Annotated in this window: 20 protein-coding genes and 1 pseudogene; 6 read left to right on the top strand and 15 right to left on the bottom strand. The window is 64.1% G+C overall.

The genetic code is table 11. The features are described from left to right. Nucleotides 1-228: 228 nt before the first annotated feature. Nucleotides 229-999, bottom strand: coding sequence for an anti-sigma factor (locus FFI89_RS08600; protein WP_138834685.1), 771 nt, complete (start codon nt 997-999; stop codon nt 229-231). A gap of 108 nt (nt 1,000-1,107) precedes the next feature. Further along, nucleotides 1,108-1,596, bottom strand: a complete 489-nt coding sequence (locus tag FFI89_RS08605; protein ID WP_074280304.1) for an RNA polymerase sigma factor — start codon at nt 1,594-1,596, stop codon at nt 1,108-1,110. Between the two features lie 223 nt (nt 1,597-1,819). Here FFI89_RS08605 and FFI89_RS08610 point away from each other — a divergent pair, with 223 nt between their 5' ends. From FFI89_RS08610 to FFI89_RS08620, 3 genes are all read left to right on the top strand, one after another. Then, nucleotides 1,820-2,419, top strand: coding sequence for a histidine phosphatase family protein (locus FFI89_RS08610; protein ID WP_138834687.1), 600 nt, complete (start codon nt 1,820-1,822; stop codon nt 2,417-2,419). A gap of 215 nt (nt 2,420-2,634) precedes the next feature. Beyond that, nucleotides 2,635-3,720, top strand: a complete 1,086-nt coding sequence (aroC, locus tag FFI89_RS08615) for a chorismate synthase (protein WP_138834689.1) — start codon at nt 2,635-2,637, stop codon at nt 3,718-3,720. A gap of 107 nt (nt 3,721-3,827) precedes the next feature. Continuing rightward, entirely contained in the window at nt 3,828-5,012 is a 1,185-nt protein-coding gene (locus tag FFI89_RS08620) for an adenylate/guanylate cyclase domain-containing protein (protein ID WP_138834691.1), read from the top strand. A 12-nt stretch (nt 5,013-5,024) separates the two neighbouring features. On the opposite strand, the gene FFI89_RS08625 is transcribed toward FFI89_RS08620, so the two are convergent. From FFI89_RS08625 to FFI89_RS08640, 4 genes are all read right to left on the bottom strand, one after another. Beyond that, on the bottom strand, nt 5,025-5,783 hold the full coding sequence (locus FFI89_RS08625; RefSeq protein ID WP_210249088.1) for a hypothetical protein: 759 nt from the start codon (nt 5,781-5,783) through the stop codon (nt 5,025-5,027). A 99-nt stretch (nt 5,784-5,882) separates the two neighbouring features. Next, entirely contained in the window at nt 5,883-6,188 is a 306-nt protein-coding gene (gene clpS, locus FFI89_RS08630; protein ID WP_138834693.1) for an ATP-dependent Clp protease adapter ClpS, read from the bottom strand. A 39-nt stretch (nt 6,189-6,227) separates the two neighbouring features. Beyond that, a complete protein-coding gene (locus FFI89_RS08635; RefSeq protein WP_138834695.1) occupies nt 6,228-7,553 on the bottom strand; it encodes a tetratricopeptide repeat protein in 1,326 nt (441 codons plus the stop codon). A 206-nt stretch (nt 7,554-7,759) separates the two neighbouring features. Continuing rightward, complete coding sequence (locus FFI89_RS08640) at nt 7,760-8,638, bottom strand: c-type cytochrome (protein ID WP_138834697.1); 879 nt, start codon at nt 8,636-8,638, stop codon at nt 7,760-7,762. A 252-nt stretch (nt 8,639-8,890) separates the two neighbouring features. Between FFI89_RS08640 and FFI89_RS08645 the strand changes: the two genes are divergently transcribed. After that, nucleotides 8,891-9,802 (top strand): DUF1194 domain-containing protein, encoded by a 912-nt coding sequence (locus tag FFI89_RS08645; RefSeq protein ID WP_138834699.1) that lies wholly within the window; start codon nt 8,891-8,893, stop codon nt 9,800-9,802. 154 nt (nt 9,803-9,956) lie between these two features. On the opposite strand, the gene FFI89_RS08650 is transcribed toward FFI89_RS08645, so the two are convergent. The 9 genes from FFI89_RS08650 to FFI89_RS08690 form a co-directional block, all read right to left on the bottom strand. After that, nucleotides 9,957-11,204: a class I SAM-dependent RNA methyltransferase gene (locus tag FFI89_RS08650; RefSeq protein ID WP_138834701.1), complete on the bottom strand. Its 1,248-nt coding sequence runs from the start codon at nt 11,202-11,204 to the stop codon at nt 9,957-9,959. Continuing rightward, the gene (locus FFI89_RS08655) at nt 11,197-11,952 is read right to left on the bottom strand and encodes a TlyA family RNA methyltransferase (RefSeq protein WP_138834703.1); all 756 of its coding nucleotides are present in this window, start codon (nt 11,950-11,952) and stop codon (nt 11,197-11,199) included. The genes FFI89_RS08650 and FFI89_RS08655 overlap by 8 nt, the downstream gene beginning before the upstream one ends. Before the next feature lie 2 nt (nt 11,953-11,954). Next, complete coding sequence (locus tag FFI89_RS08660; RefSeq protein ID WP_138834705.1) at nt 11,955-12,518, bottom strand: nucleoside 2-deoxyribosyltransferase; 564 nt, start codon at nt 12,516-12,518, stop codon at nt 11,955-11,957. 92 nt (nt 12,519-12,610) lie between these two features. Next, nucleotides 12,611-14,557 (bottom strand): 1-deoxy-D-xylulose-5-phosphate synthase, encoded by a 1,947-nt coding sequence (gene dxs / locus FFI89_RS08665; protein WP_210249089.1) that lies wholly within the window; start codon nt 14,555-14,557, stop codon nt 12,611-12,613. A 327-nt stretch (nt 14,558-14,884) separates the two neighbouring features. Continuing rightward, nucleotides 14,885-16,183 (bottom strand): hypothetical protein, encoded by a 1,299-nt coding sequence (locus FFI89_RS08670; protein WP_138834708.1) that lies wholly within the window; start codon nt 16,181-16,183, stop codon nt 14,885-14,887. Between the two features lie 273 nt (nt 16,184-16,456). Next, nucleotides 16,457-16,708: an exodeoxyribonuclease VII small subunit gene (locus FFI89_RS08675; RefSeq protein ID WP_138834710.1), complete on the bottom strand. Its 252-nt coding sequence runs from the start codon at nt 16,706-16,708 to the stop codon at nt 16,457-16,459. Between the two features lie 74 nt (nt 16,709-16,782). Beyond that, complete coding sequence (locus FFI89_RS08680; protein WP_138834712.1) at nt 16,783-17,709, bottom strand: histone deacetylase family protein; 927 nt, start codon at nt 17,707-17,709, stop codon at nt 16,783-16,785. A 113-nt stretch (nt 17,710-17,822) separates the two neighbouring features. After that, complete coding sequence (locus FFI89_RS08685) at nt 17,823-19,481, bottom strand: bifunctional UDP-sugar hydrolase/5'-nucleotidase (protein ID WP_138834714.1); 1,659 nt, start codon at nt 19,479-19,481, stop codon at nt 17,823-17,825. A 132-nt stretch (nt 19,482-19,613) separates the two neighbouring features. Further along, nucleotides 19,614-20,375: a crotonase/enoyl-CoA hydratase family protein gene (locus tag FFI89_RS08690; protein WP_138834716.1), complete on the bottom strand. Its 762-nt coding sequence runs from the start codon at nt 20,373-20,375 to the stop codon at nt 19,614-19,616. Between FFI89_RS08690 and FFI89_RS34280 the strand changes: the two genes are divergently transcribed. Together FFI89_RS34280 and FFI89_RS08695 are read left to right on the top strand one after the other, a co-directional pair. Further along, on the top strand, nt 20,374-20,520 hold the full coding sequence (locus tag FFI89_RS34280; protein ID WP_168212836.1) for a hypothetical protein: 147 nt from the start codon (nt 20,374-20,376) through the stop codon (nt 20,518-20,520). The genes FFI89_RS08690 and FFI89_RS34280 overlap by 2 nt on opposite strands. Then, a pseudogene (locus FFI89_RS08695) lies at nt 20,493-21,445 on the top strand (ring-cleaving dioxygenase). Before FFI89_RS34280 ends, FFI89_RS08695 begins: the two are co-directional and overlap by 28 nt. Nucleotides 21,446-21,658: the final 213 nt, after the last annotated feature.

A 21,658-nucleotide genomic window follows, 5' to 3' on the forward strand; every position in this document is an offset into this window, starting at 1 on the left:
GCCGATCGGCGGATCGAGCGCTGCTCATTTTCTCGTGATTACCCGGTGCGATAATGAGACGCACCCATGACTTGATTCCAGATTTTAAGTGTTCGAATTGGGACGTAGCGAGCCCAGGCGAACTAGCCGCCGTTTTCTCTGTCCCGTAGCTTGGATGAAGCAAAGCGCAACCCGAGATAGGTTGGCGTCATAGTCCGCTACCAGTGCTACGCTTTGCATCAGGTCCGCTCAGCCGCCGCTTTTCTCCAACTGGTCGTAGACCGCTTGCGCGATTTGCGTCAGGCGTCCGCGGTCGGTGCCGCCGCTCACCACATAACCGACGCCGCGATCGGCCCAGAACAGCGCGCTCTCGCCGCCTTGCGCCGCATATCGCATCTGCGTCGCCTCGGCTTCCGATTTCGCGGTGTAGATCGTGAAGCGTTCGCCCGACGCGCTCTCATACATCAGGAAAGACGCCGGTCCGCTCGGACCGGGCAGCAGCCGACCGCCGACCAGTTTCAGCCCGGCAGCCGTCAGTTCGGGCGCGCGTACGTCCCAGCCGCAGCGCTTGGTCAGCCATTGCTGCAGATGGGCGCGTTCGCTGCCGGGCACTTCGACGGGATGGCGGACTTCCACCACATAGAGCCGGTGCGCATCGAGCGCATCCACAGTGAAATTCTGGAATGCCGAGGGCGCAGCGGTGGCGCCGCGCGCCACCCAGCCGGCGCCGCCGCCGGCGATGAAGGCCGCCAGGGTTGCTGCGACCGCGCCATACACCCATCGGCGCGGCTGTTGCACCAGTCGTTCGATCTCGAGCCGCTTCGGCACCGCCTCGTCGGCGACCGCGTCGTAACGCGCGTGCAGCGCTTCCGCCATCGCGCGCCACGACTGCACCCGCGTGGCATCGTCGGGATGCGCCGCGAGCCACGCCTCGACATCGCCGCGGCGTTCCGCCGGCAGCTCGTTGTCGACGTAAGCGTGCAGCTCGTCTTCGGTGACGGGAATGTGGGGCTCGGTCATTGTCGTCGTCTCTGTCTATTCCGGGGCCGGTCTATTCAAGTGTCTCTCGGGGCCGTCTATTCCAGGTCGAGATTTGTTTCGAACTCTGTCCATGCATAACGCTTGCCATCATTTCACCCGTCGCAACGCCGTGCGCTCGCCTTCGAGCGAAGCCTTCACATGCGCGCGCGCCCGCGCCAGCCGCGACATCACGGTGCCGATCGGAACGCCCTGGATGTCGGCGACCTCGCGGTAGCTCAATCCTTCCAGCATCACGAGCAGCAATACCGAGCGCTGCTCTTCCACCAGCGTCGCCAGCGCGCGGGCGATGTCGCGTCCTTCCGCCTCGGTGCCGCTGGCGTCCGGATTGTTGTCGAGCAGCGGCATGAATTGCGGGCGCCGCGCCAGCGACCGGCGCCGGTTCTTGTTGAGGTTGGTCAGGATCGTGTAGAGCCAGCTCCTGACGTCGCCGCCGAGAAACAGCCGTTCCGAACGCAACGCGCGCACCAGCGTATCCTGTACCAGATCGTCGGCGATGTCGGCATCGCGCGCGAGCGCGCGTGCATAGCGGCGGAGCGCCGGTATCATGGCTTCGACACTTTGGCGAAACGCGGTCATCGTTAGACGTCACCAGATCGTTAGCTTGGTCCGGCGCGAACGCCTTACCCAACATAACACCCAATGGCTTCGTCTATTCCGGTGATCGCAACCAGCGGAAAACAGCGTTAATCCGGGGCGGATTTGGGCTGTACCGCGCAAGAGTGCTGGTGTACCTCCAGAGCTGTCGGAGGCTCTCGGAAGCGCCGGACACTTTGCTGAATAGGGAATAGCTGCACGTCCGATGCCTGCGCCCGTCATCTACTACATTCGCCATGGCGAGACGTCGTGGAACGCGGAAGGCAGGCTGCAGGGCGTGCTGGACATTCCGCTCAACGATCTCGGCCGCAGGCAGGCCGCCCAGGCCGGCAACATCCTGCTTGACCTGTTCGCGCGCGACGGGCGTGAGCAATCTTCGCTGGCGTTCGTCGCCAGTCCGCTGATCCGCGCCCGCGCCACGATGGAGCTGGTGCGCGGCGAACTGAAACTGCCGCCGGCCGGATACGCGCTCGACGACCGGCTGCGCGAGATCGGCTACGGCCAGTGGGAGGGCTCGACGCTGCCCGAAATGCAGGTCGCCGATCCCGACCTCTATGCGAAGCGCCAGACCGAAAAATGGACGGTGTCGCCGCCCGGCGGCGAGAGCTATGTCGAGGTCCAGGCCCGGATGCAGGATTGGTATGCCTCGCTGCGGGAGGACACGGTGGCGGTGGCGCATGGCGGCACCGCGCGGGCGCTGATGGTGGTGCTCGGCATCGAAACGCCGGTCAGCGCCGCCGACCTCACCATCGAGCAGGGCGCCGTCTACGTGTTTCGCGACGGCGGCTTGCAGAAGTATAGTTAACCTAGGCGCCGTCATTCCGGGGCGCCCGAAGGGCGAACCTCAGATGCGCAATAGCGCATCGGGGAATCTCGAGATTCCGGGTATGGTCCTACGGACCATCCCGGAATGACGCCCTAGCGGTTTGACCGCGTCAGGCGCCCGCGTTACCACACACCGTTTTTGTTGTATGTCAGCAATAACGTTGATTGTTTTCACAAGCGAGCGCACCGAACACCATGTCCTTCAACACCTTCGGCCATATGTTCCGGGTCACCACCTTCGGCGAGAGCCACGGGATCGCGATCGGCTGCGTGGTCGACGGCTGCCCGCCGCTGATTCCGCTGACCAACGAGGACATCCAGCTCGATCTCGATCGCCGCCGTCCCGGCCAGTCGCGCTTCACCACCCAGCGCCAGGAGGCGGACCAGGTGAAGATCCTGTCCGGCGTGATGGCGCATCCCGAGACCGGCGTGCAGGTGACGACGGGAACGCCGATCGCGCTGCTGATCGAGAACACCGATCAGCGCTCCAAGGACTATTCCGAGATCAAGGACAAGTTTCGCCCCGGCCACGCCGACTTCACCTATGAAGCCAAATACGGCCTGCGCGATTATCGCGGCGGCGGCCGTTCGTCGGCGCGCGAGACCGCGACCCGGGTCGCGGCCGGCGCCATCGCACGCAAGGTCCTGCCCGAGGTCAAGGTGCGCGGCGCGCTGGTGCAGATGGGCCCGCACAAGATCGATCGCGAGAAGTGGGACTGGGACGAGATCGCGCGCAACCCGTTCTTCTGCCCCGACAAGGACAAGGCGGCGTTCTTCGAGCAGTATCTCGACGGCATCCGCAAGAGCGGCTCCTCGATCGGCGCGGTCGTCGAAGTGGTCGCCGAAGGCGTGCCGCCCGGATTGGGCGCGCCGATCTATGCCAAGCTCGACGGCGAACTGGCTGCGGCGATGATGAGCATCAATGCCGTGAAGGGCGTCGAGATCGGCGCCGGCTTCGGCGCTGCCGAATTGTCGGGCGAGGAAAACGCCGACGAGATGCGCACCGGCAACAACGGCACGCGATTTCTGTCCAACCACGCCGGCGGCGTGCTGGGCGGCATCTCGACCGGCCAGCCGGTGGTGGTGCGCTTCGCAGTGAAGCCGACCTCGTCGATCCTGTCGCCGCGCCAGACCGTCGATCGTTCGGGCCACGACACCGACATCATGACCAAGGGCCGCCACGATCCTTGTGTCGGCATTCGCGCGGTGCCGGTCGGCGAGGCCATGATGGCCTGCGTGCTGGCGGACCATTTCCTGCGGCATCGCGGCCAGGTGGGCTGAACAAGTCGGCTGATCCTGATCAGGTCGGCCGAGCGCGCATCGCGACGCAACGTCAGGCCTCGTGTCGCCTTGACGCGCGCTGAACTTGCGCGGCAAATGCTGTTGCCATGAATCCAACGGAACTGCAGAAACTCTCCGACTGGCTGATGGACGGCGCGCCGTCTGCCGCCGGCTCGCCACGCTTGCTGGCGGAAATCGGCGAACGCCTGATTCAGGCGGGCCTGCCGCTGTGGCGCGTTGGCGTATTCGTGCGCACGCTGCATCCCGATATCTACGGCCGCAATTTCGTGTGGAAGCCCGGGTCCGAGGTCGAGGTCGGCTCGGTCGATTTCCAGATTCTGGAATCGCCGGATTTCATCTCAAGTCCCCTGATCATCGTATTCCAGCAGGGACTGGAGGTTCGGGCTCGCACGGACGATCCCTCGAGCAACCGCTTTCCGATCATCGCGGATTTGCGCGCCGAAGGCGTCACCGATTACATCGCGTTGCCGCTGCCCTTCATCGACGGCACAATCAACGCATCGAGCTGGACCACCAAGCAGCCGGGAGGCTTTACCGAGCAACAGTTGGCGGCGCTACGGAAAATCGTCAAGCCGCTGGCGCGGGTGATCGAAATCATCAGCCTGGGCCGCACCGCCGCGAGCCTGCTCGACACCTATGTCGGCAACCGCGCCGGCGAACGGATTCTCGGCGGCCAGATTCGCCGTGGCCACACCGAAACCATGAATGCCGCGATCTGGCTGTCCGATCTGCGAGGCTTCACCTCGCTGTCGGATCGCGTTCCGGCGGAGACCGTGGTCGACATTCTCAATCAGTATTTCGATTGCCAGGTCGCCGCGATCCGGGCGCATGGCGGCGAAGTGCTGAAATATATGGGCGACGGGCTGCTCGCGGTTTTCCCGATCGATGAATATGTCGGCGATTCCCAGCAGGTTTGTTCGCAGGTGCTGGAAGCCGCCCACGAGTCCCGCGCCAGCGTCGCCGACATGCAATATCAGATCGGCGATGTCGTCGAGCGCTTTCGCTTCGGCGTCGCGCTGCATGTCGGGCGAATTCTCTACGGCAATATTGGCGGCGGCAACCGGCTCGACTTCACCTGCATCGGTCCCGCCGTGAATCTTGCGGCCCGGCTGGAGAAGATCGCAAGCAACCTCCGCCGCACGGTGGTGGCATCCGAGGGCTTTGCCGGCATCTGCAGCGGTGGCTGGAGCGATCTCGGCGAATTCCCGATCGCCGGCTTTTCAAAGGCCCAACGCGTCTACGGCCTGGTCGACGAAACCTCGGCGGCCTAGTCGTTGCTCAGGCTAGCCGTCGTGGATGTAGGACTGCTTCAGGCCGCAGGTCAAGATCAGCAGCGTCACCCACAAGCGCAGCATCGCGAAGCCGAACACGAACGTGAAATAGATCAGGTTCTTGATCGTTTGACTCGACGGCGAGTTCTGCCAGAAGCTGAAAACCACGTTGCGGACCAGGCCTTGGCCGAAACTGAAGCAGAGATTGACCAGACCCAGCACCACGACCGCGCCACCGAGCCAGAACCATCGTTTCCCAAATTCGCCAACGGCCTTAAAGAACGCTATGCGGCCGCCGCATTGCTCGGCACGGACGACGATCAGCAGTGTGAGCGCGCCGATGGCGGCACTCCAGAATTTTCCGATCGCGGTAAACTGGTCGAAGGCGAGGCCATCGATCCCGGACATCATGGAAGGCGCCGAACGTCCGGAGAATGTCACGTCCACGGCAATCGTGGCCAAGATCATCAAAAGCCCGATCCGCCACAGGATCGCCAGCGAAAATCGAAACTGTTCCCTCGGCTCGAGGTCGCCGATGCTGGTTTGACCGCCACTGATCTCGATCGAGCGCTGGGCGGTTACGAGAAAGGCGTAGAGGACGCAGAAATGCGCGATGATGGTCGCAGGCAGCGCTATTCCCCAGCCGTTTCCGGCCATGAATCGCATCGCCGCGGCCAGCATCAGCCATGGCAGCCCATGGAGAAAGCGGAACGGTCCGAATGAGATATGCGGCAGTGTGGCCAGCCGCTGCTTGCGAAGCGCGATCGTCATGGTGCGATCATGCCGGCAAAGGCTGAAGCATCGGTGGGACCGGTCGATAAAATTGAAGGGAAATCCGGTTCCGGGAGGTTGGCGGCTGGCGGGTTCCCGTCATTCCTCCGGTTCGGTGGTGAACAGCAACGGATAGCCCTTGGCGCGGCCGGCGTCGGTGGCGCGCGTCGCCTTGGTCTCGGCGACGTCCTTGGTAAAGACCGCGACCACGCAGACGCCGCGCTGGTGCGCGGTGATCATGACCTTGTGGGCCTGGTCCTCGGTCATGCGGAATTCGGCCTTCAACACCGTGACGACGAATTCGCGCGGCGTGAAGTCGTCGTTGACGAGGATGACCTTGTGCAGGCGTGGCCGCTCGGTCTTGGTCTTGACCTTCGTCTTTGGCTTGGCGACGGTATCGATCATTCCAGCGCTATGTCCCGAAACAGAAAACGCCAGCAGCAATCAGCCGGCGCGGCAGTCCGCCAGACGCTGCGCCATGGCTTGATCACCGCGGCTGACGGCTATCTCGATCAGTTTACAGGCTCCGGGCCGATCGTGAAACTGGGTGTTTGCCGAGAGTTTAAGCGCGATCAGGGCTTGTATCGCGCCGGGTTCGTCCAGTTCCGCGGCCTCCGCCGCATTGTAGAGCAGGGACTTGGGGTAATCGACGCGGACCGCGGGATTGGCCGCCAGCAACTGCAGGACCTGGATGCGGGCGTCGTAGTCGTAGCCGCTGGCGAGGTCGATCAGGCGTACCGCCTCCGGGACGTTGCGGGGCACCAGTTTACCCTCGAGCGCAAGCTGCCCGAGCATGCCCTTTGCCATCCAGCTATCCGAGACGCCTTTCAGTAGCGACAACGCGCGCCTGGGGTCGGCGGGGCCGCCTTCGCCTGATATCAGCATCTGCGCCAGCGGGACGATCGCGCCGCCGGGGTCGGAACGCCGGGAATCCTCCAGCAGTTGGCGCGCGCGCACCGGATCCTGCTTGCGGATGGCGGTCGCCAGTTCGCGCTTGGCGCCGAACACATAGGCGCCGTTTGCCAGCCGTTCGAGAATGTCGAGACCGCGGGCGCGTTCCTCCGGTCTGTCCGACGCCGCCAGCAGCCGCCCCAGCGTGACCAGCAGGTTCGCCCTGGTTGTCCCTTTCGCGGGGTTGGCGACAGCACGCTCGGCCCAGTATCGCGCGGCGACGGGATCGCGCTTGACGATGTCGCCATCTTCGAGCCGCCGCACCAGCATCTGCGTGGCAAAGGGATGACTGAGCTCGGCCGCCTTGCGCAGCGCTTCTGCGGCTTCGGCGCGCGTCACCAGTTGTACCTTGTCGAGGTCGCCGCGATCCCAGGATTTGTGATGTTCGTAGATTTCGTAATTGGCTTCCGCATTGCCCTGCGCCGCGGCCTCGCGCAACAGACGGAGGGCGTCGGCCTGTTGCTCATGCGACATGTTTCGCGCCACCTGGACCTTGAGTTGCAGGTCTTCAGGGTGAGCGGCGAATGCCATGTTGCAACTCAGCCGCCGCAATTCCCAGCGGCGGTGCAGCGCGGCGTCGCCGACATATTCGGTCGGACCTTCGGCAAGGCCGACGCAGAGTTCGGCCGCATTTTCCTGCGTCAGCACAGGCTCCGGCGGCTCTGGTACGTCTTGCGCGGGCGGCGCGGCGTCAGACCACATCGGCGGCAGCAACAGCGCCGTCACGATGCCGAGCGCGGCAAGCGGGATCAGCCACAGGACAATCGTGCGTTTCCGCCGGCGGCCGTCACGTTCGGGAAGCTTTGGAGGAATAGTCATTTCCGGACCGATAGCGGCCGGGTACTGGCCACGCCCCGTCTGTCGCGGCCAGCTCGCTTTTTGTTCAAGCCTTTTTGTTCAAGCCATGGCGTTTTCAAGCGAAGCAAGCCCTCGGACTTGATCCGTGGGTGGAAGCCGGTTCGTGCCAGGAAATCCCGCCAAAACGGAAGAATAGAACTCGATTCTGATGCAATTGGAATCGGGCGCTATGGCAGCGCCGGCACGGTTCGCAGATAGGCGACGATATCGGCCAGATCGGAGCTTTTGAGACTGGCATAGTAACCATAGGCCATCGGCGGCTTCAGCGGTCGTCCGTCGCGCGCCACGCCATGGGTGACGGCGTGGCCGATTTCCGTATCGGTCCAGCCGCCGATGCCGGAGGTTGGATGCGCGGTGATGTTGGGGACGATGGTTGCCGGCGTTCCCTCCGGCGATCCGTCGCGCGGCGGGAACAGGCGGCCACCGCCGCCGAGACCGCCTCTGAAATCGGATACGCCGCGCGACCATGCCGAGTGGCATTCCATGCAATGGCCGATGGTGACGAGATAGGCCCCACGCTTCACGGGATCGGCCAGGTCAGCCTTGCTGAATCCGGCATCGGCGTCGGGATAGGCATCGCGGCGCACCGGGGCCTTGTAGACGGGATCGGAAACCCGGTTCCTGATTGCCTTGACGCTGCGCAGATAGGCGACGACGGCGTCGAGATCGTCCGGCAGCAGGGCCTTGTAGAAATTCGCCGGCATGATTGCCGCCAGCGGCACGCCGGCGAGGTGGCCATGATCGGGTCGCATTCCCTCGATCAGCGCGCGCTTGATTTCGGCGTCGCTCCAGCTTCCGATTCCGGTCTCGGTGTCCTGGGTGATGTTCGGCGCGGTGGCGATGAAGGGCGGGGTGTTGAAGGTGAGGCCGCCGGACAGGGCTAGCGCTTCGATCGGCTTGCCGTCGGCGTCGCGCGGCGTGTGGCAGTTGCCGCAGGCCATGATCGACTTGACGAGATAGGCGCCGCGTTCGGCCGGCGTTTCCGCGTAGGCGCCATTCGAGGCCGCCAGCAGCCAGGCGGCGGCCACGATACCTGTTCGAAACATGATGCTCCTCCAGCCCACCGTAGCGTTTTCGAGCGAGGTGGGTGCCGGCTCGCCTCAAGAAAACGCGTCAAAACAAAAAACTGGCGCCGATAAGGCGGCAGGCGATCTATTGCAGGCGAATCGAAGCCGGGCAACTCGTGTTCAAATTCAGGCAGGGCCGGACTAACTGGATTGTGAAGGACTGATGATATCAACCCTTTGCGCGGGCGCTTTTGCATGTCACGATTGCCAGTATTCGACGGGAGGGCAGCGATGCGCTGGTATGTCTCGATCGGGGCCGTGCTTGTGGCAGGTGTGCTCGCCGGCGGCGACGTCGCGGGTGTCGCCGCGCCCGGCCCAAACAACCAACTCCGCAACCTCTCGAGTCCTGCGTCCGTGAGCGCCGCGCCAGTGAGCCCCGAGTCAGGCCGTCGATCGGCCGACAAGGAAGCCACGCCGTCGGTCGATATCGAATTGATTCTCGCCGTCGACGTCTCCTATTCGATGGACATGGACGAACTCGCGATCCAGCGCGAGGGCTACGCCCAGGCAATCGTCTCCAAGGAGTTTCTGCAGGCGCTGAAGAGCGGCCCGAACGGCAAGATCGCAGTGACCTATTTCGAGTGGGCTGCCTCCAGCGACCAGAAGATCATCATCCCGTGGCGGGTGATCGACGGCCCCGAAACCGCCGATGCCGTCGCCAACGAAATCATGAAGACCCCGATCCGGCGGGCATCGCGCACCTCGATATCCGGCGCGATCAATTTCGCGATGCCGCTGTTCGACGAGAACCCGCATCGCGGCCTGCGCCGCGTGATCGATATTTCCGGCGATGGCCCGAACAATAACGGCGGACCCGTCGTCGCCGCCCGCGATGCCGCGCTCGAAAAGGGCATCGTCATCAACGGCCTGCCGATCATGGTCAAGGAGCCGTCCTACTCGACGATGGATATCGACAACCTCGATTTCTACTACGAGGATTGCGTCATCGGCGGCCCCGGCGCGTTCGTGGTAGCGATCAAGGACCGCGAAAAATTCAAGGAAGCGATCCGCACCAAGCTGCTGCTCGAGGTTGCCGGTCGCACCCCGGAACGCCCGGTCGTCCCCGCCGCCGCCACAGCCAAGGAGCCGCGCGTCAGCTGCCTGATCGGCGAGAAGATCTGGCAGGACCGATGGGGGCGGTAATTTAGCTGCGTAGCAACCATTAACTCCTCATGGTGAGGAGGCGCGTAGCGCCGTCTCGAACCATGTGGCCCGTGGCCATCCTTCGAGATGCCGCTTCGCGGCTCCTCAGGATGAGGACCGGGTGGGCAAAGGCGCACTTCCCACCCTACGAGTTTCACCGCCTGAATCTTGCCACCAATTCCACATGCGGCGTGTAGCGAAACTGATCCACCGGCGTGACGCCGTCGATCTTGTAGCCGCCGTCGATCAGGATTTTGGCGTCGCGCGCAAAGGTCGCGACATTGCAGGACACCGCGACCACCGTCGGGACCTTGCTGGCGGCGAGCTGGGTCGCAACCGCCTGCGCGCCCTGCCGGGGCGGGTCGAATACAACAGTGTCGTAGTCGCGCAGCTCTTGCGGCACCAGCGGCCGCCGGAACAGGTCGCGCATCTCGGCCTTGAGCGGTTTCAACCCCGACGTCGATGTCGCCGCTTTCTGCAGCGCTGCGATCGAGCTAGCGTCGTTGTCGAACGCCGCCACCCGTGATTTCGCGGCCAGCCGCAGCGCAAACGGGCCGACGCCGCAGAAGAGGTCGGCGATGTGCTTGGCGCGCTTGCAATGATCGGCGACCAGCGCGGCCAGGGTTTCCTCGCCGGCCGCGGTGGCCTGCAGGAACGATCCCGGCGGCAGCGCGACCTGTGCGGCGCCGATCGGGATCACCGGCGGCGTTCGCATCAAGACCAGTTCGCCATGGCGCGTCAGCCGCGCCAGCCGGTGTTGCTTGGCGATCTCGGAAAGGGTGGCGATCAACTTGGTCGACACCGGCCCGGAGCCGCGGACGTCGACATCCAAACCGCTCGCGGTGGCCGTGACCTGAATGTCGAGCGGCTTGCCGACACCGATCAACGGTTCGGCGATGGCCCAGGCGGCCTCGATCGCGCCGTCGAGATGCGGGTCGAGGATCGGGCAGCGGTCGATCGGGATGATGTCGTGCGAACTGGCCGCGGCGAAACCGACCTTGAGCACGTCGTGGGTTCCCATCCGCGCGTGCAGGGTGATGCGGCGGCGGCCCGCGCCATGGGCATCGACGAGGGGGGCGACCTCGCACGCGATGCCGGATTGCGCCAATGTCGTCACCACGATGTCGCGCTTCCAGGCACGATAGGGCGCCGTCTCCCAGTGTTGGATCGCGCAGCCGCCGCAAACGCCGAAATGCGGACAGAACGGCGTCACGCGTTCGGGACTGGGGCGTTCGACCGCAATCAATTGGCGGCGGTCGGGATGGTGGCCGGGGACCGGCGCCACCTCGACGGTTTCGCCGCCGAGCGTATACGGCACGTAGACGCTTTCGCCGCCTCTGGCCGTGACGCCGTCGCCGCGGTGGCCGACATGGTCGATGACGAGCCGTTCGGTGTCAGCCACGGCGCGCCCCGATGAAGAACTCGATATTGCCGTCGCCGCCCGCGATTGACGACGGGAACACCTGGATATCGGTGCAGCCGAGCGACGCCGCGAACGCCGAGATGTCGTCGCAGATTTCCTGATGCACCATCGCGTTGCGGATGATGCCGTGCTTGGAGTGTTTTCGCTCGGCTTCGAATTGCGGCTTGATCAGCGCCAGCAGCTGCGTCGGCGCCGCCGCCAGCGACAGCGCCACCGGCAGCACGGCCTTCAGGGAAATGAAACTGACGTCGATGACGACGACGTCGGGGCGCGCCGGCAGCCGCTTGCCTTCGTAGGTGCGAATATCCGTTCCTTCCATCGACACGATGTGGGGATGGTTCTGCAGGGAGTGATGCAACTGGCCGTGGCCGACGTCGACGGCGAAGACGAGGCTGGCGCCGTTCGCCAGCAGCACCTCGGTGAAGCCGCCGGTGGAAGCGCCGACGTCGAGGCAGACATGGCCTTCGATATCGATTGGATACTGTTCCAGCGCGCCGGCCAGCTTGACGCCGCCGCGGGATACCCAGGGGTGGGCGGGTTGCGCGGAAATCTCCGCGTCCGCAGCGATCATCTCCGAGGCCTTCAGCACCTGCTTGCCGCCGGCGACCACGAAGCCCGCCTCGATCGCGGCGCGGGCGCGGGCGCGGCTTTCGAACAGGCCGCGCTCGACCAGCAGCACGTCCGCGCGCTTGCGGGGAGAGGTTTCGCTGTCGCTCTTGTTCGCCAAGTTCAACTCGTTTTGCCGGATGCGCGACCTGCCGCGAGAACCACACAGGCCTCGAACGAGGTGAGGTCGTGCCAGATATCCGAAGGCGCCTGCCGCGGCGTCACCAGTCCGGCGCCATGCAGGTCGAGCGCGTGAATCATCATGAGATTGTCGGACAGGCCGAAATCCTCGACCGCGAGCCCATTTCTGTCGATCAGATGGCCGTCGGCGGATTTCGTCACGGCGTCAAATCGCGCGACGCGCTCGACATAGAAGGCCGGATCGTTGCTGTAGGCGAGGCAGAACTTGCCGCGGCCGGCCATGTAGCCGAGCTCATAGACGGTGCCGGCATCCGCGCCTGGTCCGCGAAACGGCGTCAGGTTGGCAATGATCGCGTCGGCCATATCCATCATCGCTTCATTGCCCTTGAAGATAGTAAGCGAGGCGTCGCCGGCTGCGAGGTCAACCGCGCTGTCGAGCGGATAGAGTCCGCGCACGCCGTGGCGGGCGCAGATCGCAGCTTTTCGCTTTCCGATGTCGACGGCGTCCGGCAGGAACACATCGGGGCCAGCCAGATAGATCTTCATGGGGCACCGGCGGTCTTTTCCGACGGCGAAGCGGTTACCGCTTCGCCTGACAACGCTTACGCGCCGCGCACCGGGATCGGGCCGGCCTGCAATCAGGCCAGCTTAACTGTCTCGGCCTTGTAGTCCTTGCCGAGCGCGTCGAACACCTTGGCCACGATGCCCTTGGCGTCGAGGCCGGCGTGGGCATACATCGCATTCGGCGAGTCGTGGTCGATGAACTCGTCCGGCAGGATCATCGCGCGCATCTTCAGGCCGCCGTCGAGCATGCCGTGGTCGGACAGCGTCTGCAGGACATGCGAGCCGAAGCCGCCGATCGCGCCTTCCTCGATGGTCAGCAGCACCTCGTGGTCACGCGCCAGCTTCAGCACCAGATCGACATCCAGCGGCTTCATGAAGCGGGCGTCGGCAATGGTGGTGGACAGGCCGTGGGCGGCGAGCTCGTCAGCGGCCTTCTCGCATTCGGCGAGGCGGGTGCCGAACGACAGCAGCGCGACCTTGTTGCCCTGGCGGACCACGCGGCCCTTGCCGACTTCGAGGGGAATGCCGACTTCCGGCATATCGACGCCGCGGCCTTCGCCGCGCGGATAGCGCACCGCGCTCGGGCGGTCGTTGATCGCGACCTGGGTGGCGACCATGTGCACCAGTTCGGCCTCGTCGGAGGCCGCCATGATGACGAAGTTCGGCAGACAGCCGAGATAGGCGTTGTCGAACGAACCGGCATGGGTGGCGCCGTCAGCGCCGACCAGGCCGGCGCGGTCGATTGCGAAGCGGACCGGCAGGCTCTGGATCGCGACGTCGTGGACCACCTGGTCGTAGCCGCGCTGCAGGAAGGTCGAATAGATCGCGCAGAACGGCTTGTAACCTTCGGTGGCGAGGCCGGCCGCGAAGGTCACTGCATGCTGCTCGGCGATGCCGACGTCGAAGGTTCGGTTGGGGAAAGCCTTGTTGAAGATGTCGATGCCGGTGCCCGAGGGCATCGCGGCGGTGATGCCGACGATCTTGTCGTCCTTTTCGGCTTCCTTGACCAGGCTCTGGCCGAACACGTTCTGGTAGGACGGTGCATTCGGCTTGGACTTGGCCTGGGTGCCGGTAGCGACGTCGAACTTGGCGACGGCGTGGTATTTGTCGGCGGAGGCTTCCGCCGGGCCGTAGCCCTTGCCCTTTTGGGTCACGACGTGGACCAGGATCGGGCCGGTCTCCATGTCGCGGACGTTCTTCAGCACCGGCAGCAGATGGTCGAGGTTATGGCCGTCGATCGGACCGACATAGTAGAAGCCGAGCTCTTCGAACAGCGTGCCGCCGTCCATCATGAAGCCGCGGGAATATTCCTCGACGCGGTTGGCGCGGTTGGCGATGATCTTCGGCAGCCGCTTGTTGATCTGCTTGGCGGCCTCGCGCAGCGTGCGATAGGTCTTGCCGGAGTAAAGCCGCGACAGGTAGGCCGACATGGCGCCGACCGGCGGCGCAATCGACATGTCGTTGTCGTTGAGGATGACGATAAGGCGCGAATTCATCGCGCCGGCATTGTTCATGGCCTCGTAGGCCATGCCGGCGGACATCGCGCCGTCGCCGATCACGGCGATCACGTTGTTCTTGCCGCCGGACAGGTCGCGGGCCACCGCCATGCCGAGGCCGGCGGAAATCGAGGTCGAGGAGTGCGCGGCGCCAAACGGATCGTAGTCGCTCTCGGTGCGCTTGGTGAAGCCGGACAGGCCGCCGCCGGTGCGCAGCGTGCGGATTCGGTCGCGGCGTCCGGTCAGGATCTTGTGCGGGTAGGCCTGATGGCCGACGTCCCAGATCAGGCGATCGCGGGGCGTATCGAAGATGTAATGGATCGCGGTGGTCAGCTCGACCACGCCGAGGCCGGCGCCGAAATGGCCTCCGGTCACCGACACCGCGTCGATGGTTTCCTGTCGCAGCTCGTCGGCGACCTGCTGCACCTGCTCAATCTTGAGCTTGCGGAGATCATCGGGCGTGCGGATGGTGTCGAGAAGCGGCGTTTTACTAAATGTGGTCACAGCGATATTCCAATTTTGCATGTCGGGGCGAACGGCCCGACGCGAGATGGGGTGCGCGTTAACCGCGCAGTGAAAATCCGGGCGCCGGTGCCACTTCGGCAGGCCGGAACCCGATTTGAAAGCCTAGATGCACTCCGGATCAAACCATGTGATATGCATCACGTTGGTAGCTTCAACCCTTCCCGGTCAGTTTCTTCAGGTATTTGAAGTGCTTGTTGCCGCCGGAAATCGGCGGCAGGCTACTCTTCTCAGCCCATAGAAGTGCAAGCTTTACACCAAACCGGGCCCCAAAGCCAACCCGCCGAACGAGCCCGGTTCCCGGTCGAGGGACCGTGATATCGCCGGTTTTTAACCGCGGCGCCGCGCAGAAGGTTCCATTTCGCCCAAATCGGTGGCAGCGGAGGCGTCCGTTTCGGCGGTTTCGATCCTTTTCCAGGCCCATTCGCGGGTCGCCGGATCGCCGGTCGCGACCGCCAGCGCCGCGTCGGGAACAGCCATGCGTGCAGCGAGGGGGATCGGTCCGCAGACGATCATGAAGAAATCGTAGGCGTGGGGCCGCTCGTTGGCCATCACGAACTGGAAGTGGACCCGGAAGAACTTCCACCGGAACACGTTGTAATGCTCGGGGCTGATGATGTCGCGAAACCGCACCGACACGATTCTCGGATTGCGCCTGTTCGAACCGACGTCGATGTCGTGGCCGGCGATCGGATCGAACGGAAAGAAATTCATCACGTCCTTGCGCGACTGGCAGTCGATCCAGTCGATCGAGGGCTCGACCGCCAGCATCCGCAGATCGTCGCGGAACGGTTGCGACACCGCGTGGAAGCCGACGATCGGGAAGTTTCCGCCGATCGTCAAAAGCACGATGCGCGGGCCATGGCGCCCGAGGTCGGGATCGAGTTGTAGCGCGCGCGCCAGCATTTCGGTGCCCAGGAACGATCCCGAGCTATGGCCGACGACGACGATTTCATCGGCATCGCTCTCGCGCGCCGTCCTGACCAGGTGTTGCGCAAAGCGGTCGATGCGCTGGTCCCATTCGGGGCGGGCGCGATGCGAGAATTCCCAGGTCCAGATCGTGTCCGACAGCACATAGAGCAGGTAGGTCTGGTTTTCGGTGTATTTGAGCACGGTACCGAGCACGGCCACGAACGCCGCCAGTGCGGCCGCAATGCTGAAGGCATCCGGGATGCCGATCGCATCGAGCCCTTTCTCGAACGCATAAGCGAGGCCGGCGGCAACGATCGCCTCCAGCAGCAGCAGGAAATGCGGATAGGTGATGAAGGTCGCAAAGCGCCAATTCGCCCGCCAGAATCGCGCAATGGTGCCGGAGAACATCAACCGCCAGTAGATCCAGACCGCCTGCAGCACCGTGCGCCAGACCGGCTGCGCGAGGTCGCGCTGGATGAAATCCTCAAACCGCAGGAAGTCGTAACTGGTGCGGGTCTGCCAGTCGTCCGCCTTGGTCTCGATGGTCCAGGACGCGATCTCGCCGTCGGGCGACGCCTGCGGGCGGCCCAGGGTGGCGGAAAGCTGGTAGAGCCTGGAGAATTTCCGCAGTTCGGTCCTGAACATACGATAATACTGCGCCAGCCCGCGCGGGTCGTATCCCTGGATGTAGATGATATGGCGGTGCTGAACGCGCACGTACTGTCCCCGGACTACCATAGCGTTTTCGAGCGAAGTGGACACCGGTTCGCGTCAAGAAAACGCGTCAAAACAAAGAGTAGAGCCCGGATCTGCTTCAACCAGAACCGCTAGGGCTCTAGTGGGACTATATCAGGCCGTTCCACGCCCCAAGAGCTAATTCGATGACAAATTGGGCAGCCGTCATGTCACAGGCGGACACCGGGTGCTGATTTCGCATAATGTTCTCGAATATCGGCCGGGCCTGCGCGGATTCGACGCTCCGCTTGAGGCCTACTGCACGTCGAGCGGTTCGGTTCCGGTTACCTGGCCGGAGGCGTCGGTGGTGATCTTGTCGACCCGGGCCTCGGCCTGCCGCAGCAATTCCTCGCAGCGTCGTTTCAGCGCCTCGCCGCGCTCGTAGATGGCGACCGATTCCTCAAGCGGCACCTTGCCGTCCTCGAGCCGTCGCACGATCGATTCCAGTTCCTCGATCGCGCGCTCGAAGGAAAGCTTCTTGACGTCCGTCTGGGTATTTTCGGCCATTGTTGCGTTCCCGGTTGCGCCCCGTTGGAAGCGCAGAATCAAACAAATTTCTAGGGACGTATTGTGGCGGGGATCTAGCCGGCCATCAATGCGGTGACGTGCGCCGCCACCGACTCTTTCAGCCCCTGCAGGTCGTAGCCGCCCTCCAGCACCGAGACAACCCGTCCCCCCGCGCTGGCGTTGGCGGTGTCCATCAGCTTGCGCGTGACCCAGCCGAAATCCTCGGCCTTGACGTTGAGGGAAGCCAGCGGATCGCGGTAATGCGCGTCGAAGCCGGCCGAAATGATGATCAGTTCGGGGCTGAATTTCTGCAACTGCGGCAGGATCAGGTTTTCGAACGCGGCGCGGAATTTGACGCTGCCGTCCTCGGAGGCGAGCGGCGCATTGACGATGGTGTCGTGCTCGCCGCGCTCGCTGCTGGCGCCGGTGCCGGGAAACAGCGGCATCTGGTGCGTCGAGCAATACATCACGGTCGGATCGGCCCAGAAGATGTCCTGGGTGCCGTTGCCGTGATGGACGTCGAAATCGACGATGGCGGCGCGGCCGATGCCGTATTTGCGCTGGGCGTGACGGGCGGCGATCGCGACATTGTCGAAGAAGCAGAAACCCATCGGCTTGTTGATCTCGGCGTGATGGCCGGGCGGACGCACCGCGACGAAGGCGTTTTGATGCGTGCCGGCCATCACGGCGTCGGTCGCGGCGATCGCGCCGCCGACGCCGCGCATGACGGCTTCCCAGGTGCCGGGCGACATCGAGGTGTCGCCGTCGAGATAGATCATGCCGCTGGTGGGCGCGATGTGGCGGAGTTCGCCGATATAATGCTCGCCATGGCAGAGCGCGACGGAATCGAGGCTGCCTTCCGGCGCCTCGCCGCGAACCAGCGCCTTGAAGCGATCTTCGCCCAAAACCTCGCCGACCGCGCGCAGCCGGTCGGGGCGTTCGGGGTGCCCCGGGGGCGTCAAATGGTCGAGATAGGCGGAATGCGTCAGAAGCAGAGTCATGCAAAATCCTGGCGCATTTCGATTGCGCTTGGCGGGAAGGTTCCAATCTAAGCGGTCATCGCCCGCTCGGAAAGAGCCATCGCTGCGGGATAACGCGGGCCCTGGCCCCCGGTTCAGTTGATCCTGACGATGCGGCCGCCCGCGGTGGGGCCGATCGGGCTGTTCGTCCTGAAATAGGCATGCAAGGCGTCGCTGTCGTAGCTGCCGGTTTGCAGCTTGGTACCATCCCGAAGCACGGTAAAACCGTCGCCGCCGACGGCGAGGTAGTTGTTGACCGTGACGCGATAGGACGCGGCAGGCGCGATCGGTTGCCCGTTCAACGACATCCGCTCGGCGACGACGCGCTCGCCGTCGCCTTTGGTGCCGTCCCAGGCGTAGCTGAACCCCTTCGAGACCTGCAGGATGCGCGGCCGCTTCGGATCCAGCCATTGCTGTTCCAGCAGGTCCTTGATCTGCTTTCCGCTCAGCGTCAGCGTCACCAGCTGGTTGCGGAACGGCTGGCTGGCGAACAGGTCGGCAAACGTGACCGCGCCGTTGTCCTTGCGCGCAATGTCGGTGCGCACGCCGCCGGGATTGGTGAAGGCCATCACCGCACTGCCGCTCTCCGCGGTGCTGGTCGCGGCCAACTGGGCGTCGGCGATGATATCGCCGAGCGGGCTCTCGCCGGCATTGTTCGGCGTGCGCGACAGCGTCTCCGTCACCGAACCCGCCGGACGGTTGGCGATCGGGGCGGCGACCCGGTCATAGGCTTCGAGCAGCGCAGTCTGATCGGGATCCCGGGCCAGGTCGGGGATGCGGACGATGCTGTTGTTGGCCTTGGCGCTGACGACGTCGCGGGTGACGGGATCGAGCGTGAGGTCGATCGCGGTAACCAGCGTGCCGTATTTGTCGCCGCTGGTGACAAGCCTTCCGTCGATCTCGCAGATATAGGCCTGATGGGTGTGGCCGGAGACGACGACGTCGATCGCGTGATCGAACTTCTTGACGATATCGACGATCGGGCCTGCGATAGCAGGGCACTCGTTATAATCGCCTGCCGGCATGCCGCCCTGATGGATCAGCACCACGATCGCCTCGACGCCGCGCGCCTTCAATTCCGGGACCAGCGCGTTCACGGTCTCGACCTCGTCGCGGAACTCGAGACCGGTGGCACTCTGCGGCGAAATGATTTCAGGCGTGGCCTTCAGCGTCAGGCCGATGAAGGCCACCGGGATGCCGTCGAATGTGCGGATCTCGTAGGCGGGAAACACGGTCTTGCCGCTGCTCTTGTCGATCGTGCTGGCGGCGAGATAGCGGAACTTCGCGCCGCTAAACGGATGCGGCCCCTGGCAGGTATCGACCGGGTGGCAGCCGCCGTTCTGCATCCGCAGCAACTCGTCCTTGCCCTCGTCGAACTCGTGATTGCCAACGGCAGAAAGCGCCAGCCCCATCATCGACATCGACTCGATGGTCGGCTCGTCGTGGAACATCGCCGACAGAAACGGGCTGGCGCCGATCAGGTCGCCGGCGGCGACGAATATCGTGTTGTTGTGGCCGTCGCGAAGCTGGTTGACCAATGTTGCCATCCGCTCGGCGCCGCCGGCGTTGACCACGATCTTCCTGGTCTTGTCGGCGGGATCGGCGATCCGGATGCCGCCCGGCGGCGGGCGGAGGTTACCGTGAAAATCGTTGACGGCGAGAATGCGCAATTCCACCGGCGCTGCGGTTTGGGCGAGGGCCGGTGAGGCGAGCGTGGTGAGCAGCGCAAATGCTGCGGAGATATGATGTCTCATGGCGCCATAATAAATATCAGGCGCGACGCTTTTGCGAAAGCTTGTAGCCCGGATGAGCGTAGCGACATGCGGGATGAAAGCGAGGCGAAACTCCGGATGTCGCTACGCTCATCCGGGCTACGCCTAAAACGCCTACCCCCTCTTGCGCGAGAAGAACGCCTTGAAGGCGGCGATCGCTTCCCGGGAGCGCATCCGTTCGCCGAACAGATGGCCTTCCTGGTCGATCCGGCGCGTCATGTCCTCCGGCGGCAGCTTCAACAGCTTGCGCGAGATCGCGACCGCTTCCGCCGGCAGCGCGCAGATTTCGCGCGCGACCTTGCGCGCTTCGGCTTCGGTATGTCCCGGCGATACCACGACGTTGACGAACCCCGCGGTATGGGCGTCGTCGGCGGTGACGGTGCGTCCCATCACCAGCATCGCGAAGGCGCGCTGGTGGCCCATGGTGCGCGGCATCAAGAGGCTCGAGGCGCCCTCGGGCACCAGTCCGAGATTGATGAACGGCGTCGAGAACGTCGCGGTCTTGCTGGCGAGCACGTAATCGCAATGGAACAGCATGGTGGTGCCGATGCCGATCGCGATGCCGTCGACGGCGGCGATCAGCGGCTTGACGTTATGCGCCAGCGAATAGAGAAATTTTGCGGCGTTGGAGGCGCGCGGCGTGTCGGTATTCGAGGTGCCGTCTTTCAGGAAATCCTCGAGGTCGTTGCCGGCGGTGAACACGCCGGAGCCGCCGGTGATGACGATGCAGCGGATCTTCGGATTGTTCTGCGCCGTGTCGATGGCATCGCTCATCAGGCGATACATCTCCTGGGTGATCGCGTTCTTCTTCTCGGGCCGACGCAGCGTGATCACGCGCATCGCGTCTTCGTCGGTGACAATGAGGTGCCCGGTCATGAAGGTGTCCCTGAAGCAGGCGGCGACGGTGCCGCTGGCGAGTCATCAGCCTACATCCTACATGATCCCTGAAAAGGCCCAAATCGCCGCACCCGTTTTCCCCCAAAGGATGACGCAATGCAGCCAACCGGAATTCATCATCTGACCGCGATCTCGGCGAGGCCGCGGGAGAATCTGGCCTTCTATACCGGCCTGCTCGGCATGCGGCTGGTCAAGAAGACCGTCAATCAGGATGACGTCTCGGCCTACCATCTGTTCTACGCCGACGGCAAAGCCAATCCCGGCATCGATCTCACCTTCTTCGATTTCCCGGCGATGCCGGAGCAGCGTGGAACCAACGCGATTTCGCGCACCGGATTGCGCGTCGCCGGCGAAGCCAGTCTCGGTTACTGGCGCGACCGCCTGAAGAAGGCCGGCGGCGTCACCGGTGACGTGATCGAAGTCGATGGCCGGCTGACGCTGCGGTTCGAGGACGGCGAGGGACAGCGGCTGGTGCTGGTCGATGACGACGGTGCGGGTCCAGCCTCGCCGTGGGAGCGCAGCCCGGTGCCGGCCGAACACCAGATCCGCGGCCTCGGCCCGATCGTGCTGACCGTGCAGGAGATGTCGCGTACCGCCTTCGTGCTGACAGAGGTCATGAACATGCGCCGTGTGCGCGACTATGCCGCCCATGGCGCCGAGATTCATGTGTTCGCGATGGGCGGGCAAGCGACGAACATAACCCTGCCGCCGAACTGCATGTGATCGAAGACAAGGCGTCGCCGGTTGCGCGGCAGGGCGCCGGCGGCGTGCATCACGTCGCGTCCCGCACTCCGGACGAGACGCAGCATCACGCCTGGACGCAGCGGTTGAACGAGTTGCGCGTGCCCAACAGCGGCGAGGTCGATCGCTTTTATTTCCGCAGTCTCTACTTCCGCGAACCCAACGGCATCCTGTTCGAAATCGCGACCGACGGCCCGGGTTTTGCGACGGATGAGCCGATGGCCACGCTTGGCGAAAAGCTGGCACTGCCGCCGTTTCTCGAGCCGCGGCGCGCGGCAGTCGAGGCGGGGTTGAAGCCGATTGGCTAGAAACGCAACACCATCACCTACTTGGGTGGGTGTGCGGATCGGCAACAACCGCTCCAAATCATCGCGCAATTTGGTGATGGCTTCACCGTTTGCACAAGATTTAGGCAATTGCCTGTTCATAAGTCACCCGCTGCACATGCCGTGCATTGCGCACGGAAGGCCGTCGGATTCGAATAACGCATGTGCTGATGCCCGATTCGCGTGGGCGGAGAG

The organism is Bradyrhizobium sp. KBS0727 (assembly GCF_005937885.2).
GTDB lineage: Bacteria > Pseudomonadota > Alphaproteobacteria > Rhizobiales > Xanthobacteraceae > Bradyrhizobium.